This is a genomic window from uncultured Limnohabitans sp. (assembly GCF_937889215.1).
Lineage (GTDB): Bacteria > Pseudomonadota > Gammaproteobacteria > Burkholderiales > Burkholderiaceae_C > Limnohabitans_A.
In genome coordinates this window covers 1-3,684 of sequence record NZ_CALBEX010000435.1, presented here as the reverse complement: position 1 = coordinate 3,684, position 3,684 = coordinate 1, and the positions used below count along the sequence as shown (strand labels likewise).

Annotated in this window: 6 protein-coding genes; 1 reads left to right on the top strand and 5 read right to left on the bottom strand. The window is 62.9% G+C overall.

What is annotated here, in order from left to right:
* On the top strand, positions 1-312 hold a 312-nt coding region (locus Q0341_RS11105), incomplete at its 5' end, for a helix-turn-helix transcriptional regulator (RefSeq protein WP_299513196.1).
* A gap of 6 nt (positions 313-318) precedes the next feature.
* Here Q0341_RS11105 and Q0341_RS11100 read toward each other — a convergent pair.
* From Q0341_RS11100 to Q0341_RS11080, 5 genes are all read right to left on the bottom strand, one after another.
* Positions 319-1,059: an LrgB family protein gene (locus tag Q0341_RS11100; protein WP_299513194.1), complete on the bottom strand. Its 741-nt coding sequence runs from the start codon at positions 1,057-1,059 to the stop codon at positions 319-321.
* A 4-nt stretch (positions 1,060-1,063) separates the two neighbouring features.
* Entirely contained in the window at positions 1,064-1,402 is a 339-nt protein-coding gene (locus Q0341_RS11095) for a CidA/LrgA family protein (protein ID WP_299513192.1), read from the bottom strand.
* 108 nt (positions 1,403-1,510) lie between these two features.
* A complete protein-coding gene (locus tag Q0341_RS11090; protein WP_299513199.1) occupies positions 1,511-1,828 on the bottom strand; it encodes a hypothetical protein in 318 nt (105 codons plus the stop codon).
* Positions 1,816-2,109, bottom strand: coding sequence for a hypothetical protein (locus Q0341_RS11085; protein ID WP_299513190.1), 294 nt, complete (start codon positions 2,107-2,109; stop codon positions 1,816-1,818). The genes Q0341_RS11090 and Q0341_RS11085 overlap by 13 nt, the downstream gene beginning before the upstream one ends.
* Before the next feature lie 85 nt (positions 2,110-2,194).
* The gene (locus Q0341_RS11080) at positions 2,195-3,625 is read right to left on the bottom strand and encodes an 8-oxoguanine deaminase (RefSeq protein WP_299513188.1); all 1,431 of its coding nucleotides are present in this window, start codon (positions 3,623-3,625) and stop codon (positions 2,195-2,197) included.
* Positions 3,626-3,684: the final 59 nt, after the last annotated feature.

Sequence of the window (3,684 nt, the reverse complement as noted above, 5' to 3'; positions counted from 1 at the left end):
GTGCAAAACTGGTGCGAAGACCACAGCGCCGCGCCGCTGCGCATCGACGCGCTGTGCCAAGACATGGGCGTGCCCGTGTGGGAGTTGGAGCGTGCTTTTCAGCACACTTATGGCATGGCCCCGCAGCGCTTGATCACCCTGCAGCGCCTGGCCAAGGCGCGGCGTGCGTTGCTGACCCAAAACGCCAGCGTGACCGACATCGCCATGGGCCACGGCTTTTGGCATCTGGGGCGGTTTGCGGTGCTCTACAAAAACTATTTTGGCGAAAGCCCCTCACACACCCGACGCTGCGCCAGCGCCGCTCAGGGCTGAGCGGTTTTAAAACCACCAGCCCACGGCGTACGGAATCATCACCGCCCCCGCAATGCCGTGCAGCCCCATGCCCAAGCTGGCATAAGCCCCGGCCTCGGCATTCACGCTGAAAGCGCGGGAGGTGCCAATGCCGTGCGCGGCCACGCCCAAAGCAAAACCGCGCTGCCACCAGGCCGTAATGCGCAAGGCGTCGAGCACATAGCGGCCCAGCACCGCCCCCAAAATGCCGGTGCTCACCGCAAAGATGGCGGTCAGGGTGGGCGAGGCCTGCACGCGTTCGGCAATGCCCATCGCAATCGGCGCGGTGACCGACTTGGCCACCAGACCGCGCACCAGCGCTTCGTCCACACCCAGCCAGCGCGCCACGCCCACAGCCGTGAGCACCGAGGTCACCCCGCCCGCCAGCAGCGACAACAGCAACACGCCCATGCGCCCTTTGAGTGATGAGAACCCCTTGTAGATGGGAATGGCCAGCGACACCGTGGCCGTGCCCAGCAAAAAGTGAACGAACTGCGCGCCTTCGAAATACTGCGCATAGGGCATGTCGATCACGCTGATGCTCAGGCACACCAGCACCACCGCAATCAACACCGGGTTGGCCAGCGGATTGCGCTGGCTGCGCTCGTATAGGGTGAGGCCGATCAGGTAAGCGCTGAGCGTGAGCACCAAAGCCAGCAGCGGACTGCCTGAGAGGTAAACCCAAATCTCGGAGATGGCGGGCAGGTCGGAGCGTGTCATGGGGTTCATGGTCTCAGTCCTTGGGGGCGAGCAGCTTGAGCAACAGCGCCACCACCGCCACCGTGGCCAGCACGCTGATCACCAGCGCCGCACTGATGGCCCAGGCATTGGCCCGCAGCACCGGCAAATAAAGCACCACACCCACCGAAGCCGGAATGAAGAGCAGCCCCAGGTGCTGCAAGATGCTGCTGCCCACCAAGTCCATGGATGCCGGGACCCGCCCGCGCAGCGCCAAAAACGCCAGTAATAACACCAGACCCAGCACCGGACCGGGGATGAAAGGCAGGGCGAACTTGGAGACCAGCTCGCCAAGCGCCTGGAAGATGAAGAGTTGAACGAGGCCTTGGATCATGGCCTCAGTGTAGACAGCTTGCGTTGGCGTTGGGGGCGAAAGACTTGTGACTTCAGTGCGATGGTTTCAGCTTGGTTATTGCGTTTGCAATTGCCAATCCACGGCGGTTTACCAAGGGCGCAAGTCGGCTCCGGGGATGCCCTTGTTATCTACCCAGTTGTTCTGCGCGGCAATCCAGTCGGTGAATTCGTTTTCGAACAGGCTGCTTTTCCATTCATCCGTCAGGTCTTGGCGCACGACAATGCCGCGTAAGCGCTTGTCGATCCACTCCTTGGGGTAGCCTTTTTTCTCGTACAGCTCTTGCATACGGCCCATGGCCAGCTCGGGGTTTTCGATCTCGTCAAGGCGCTCTTTGCCCACCTTGGCCAACCAGCGCTTGAAGGGTTCGGCCTTGGGGCTGGGGATGGACTGGATCAAACGGAAAATGCCCTGCGTGTTCCAGCATTGCAGTTTTTGCCGTCCCCCCGCCGTCTTAAATGCCAGCGCAAGGGGGGAGTCAATTTGTCCCCCCCTTGGCTGTCCAAGCTCAAATCGGGGTCACGCCTGCGCATCTTCTTCCAGTAGTCCGATGGATCGGCGGCATCCGTCAGCGCTGCAACAATGTCGGTGATGACGAACCACCATTCGTCGTTGTGCAGCGTGCGGCGGATTTCGCGGCTTTGGAATAGCGCCACTCGCGCCTCGGGATTGCTGACCGGCTCACTCATGACACACTCCTTTGAATTCATTCGGCTGTCATCCGATTGGACCTGAGTCTGTCCTGGAGCTCAATGGCTTGGATGGCGTGTAGGGTCAATGTTGCGCCAAAACCAACTGCATCGCCAACTGGTTGTGCCGCTCGATCAACGGCCCCATGTCCACCGTGGCAATCTCACCCAGGCGCACCACCACGCGGCCATTCACGATCGTGTAATCGGCGTTGTCACTGGCGCACAGCAAGAGCGCCCCCACCGGGTCGTGCACCGCGCCGCCGGCCATGCCGAGCGTGTCGGTGCGGAACATCGCGATGTCGGCGCAATAACCTTCGGTGATTTGCCCCAGCTCGTGGGCGCGGCCCAGCACTTCGGCGCCGCCGCGTGTGGCCAGGCGCAGGGCGTCGCGGGGCGTCATCTCGGCGGGGCCTCGGTCACAACCGTACACGGTGCAACCGTCTTCGACGCGCGGTGGCTCCATGGCTCTGCCCACACGCGCCAGCAGCATGGCTTGGCGGGCTTCGTTCAGCAAGTGCGCTGCGTCGTTGCTGGCGCTGCCGTCCACGCCCAGGCCAATGGGCACGCCTGCATCCAGCATTTTGCGCAGGGGCAAGATGCCGCTGGCCAGGCGCATGTTGCTGCACGGGCAGTGGGCGATGCCGGTGCGCGTGCGGGCAAACAAATATGTGCCTTCATCGTCCAGCTTCACACCGTGAGCGTGCCACACGTCGTGGCCCACCCAGCCCAAGTCTTCGGCGTATTGCGCAGGCGTGCAGTTGAACTTCTCGCGGGTGTACGCGATGTCGTGGTCGTTTTCGGCCAAGTGGGTGTGCAGGCGCACGCCGTGGGCGCGGGCCAGCTTGGCCGCTTCGCGCATCAGGTCCTGGCTCACGCTGAAGGGCGAGCAGGGGGCCACGGCCACATGCGTCATCGCGCCGAAGCTGGCGTCGTGCCACCGTTCAATCAGGCGCTGGGTTTCTTTCAGGATGGCGGGTTCTTGCTCGACCACGCTGTCGGGCGGCAGGCCGCCTTGCGACTCGCCCACGCTCATGCTGCCGCGTGTGGCCGTGAAGCGCATGCCCATGGTGTGTGCCGCTTCGATGCTGTCGTCCAGTCGCACGCCGTTGGGGTAGATGTAGAGGTGGTCACTGCTGGTGGTGCAGCCGCTGAGCAGGAGTTCTGCCATGGCCACCTGGCCTGAGACACGCACCATCTCGGGCGTCAGGCCCACCCAGATCGGGTACAGGCCCTTCAGCCAGCTGAACAGCTCGGCGTTTTGCACGCCCGGAATCGCCCGCGTGAGCGATTGATACATGTGGTGGTGTGTGTTGATCAGACCCGGCACCACCACATGGTGGCGGGCGTCGATCACTTCGTCCACCTGCTTGACCAGTTCGGCGGTGTTTTCATTGGCAGGGATGATACGTTCGATGCGGCCGTCGCGGATCAAGAGCGAGGCGTCATTCAGCTCACTGTTGGCATCGTCTTGGGTTGCTATGCAGCGGGCGCGGTGGATCAGCAGCGTGGTCATTAACTTGTCCTGGGCAAGGGGTGAAACAAGTCGCGGCCGAATCCCCTGGTGTCCGCACG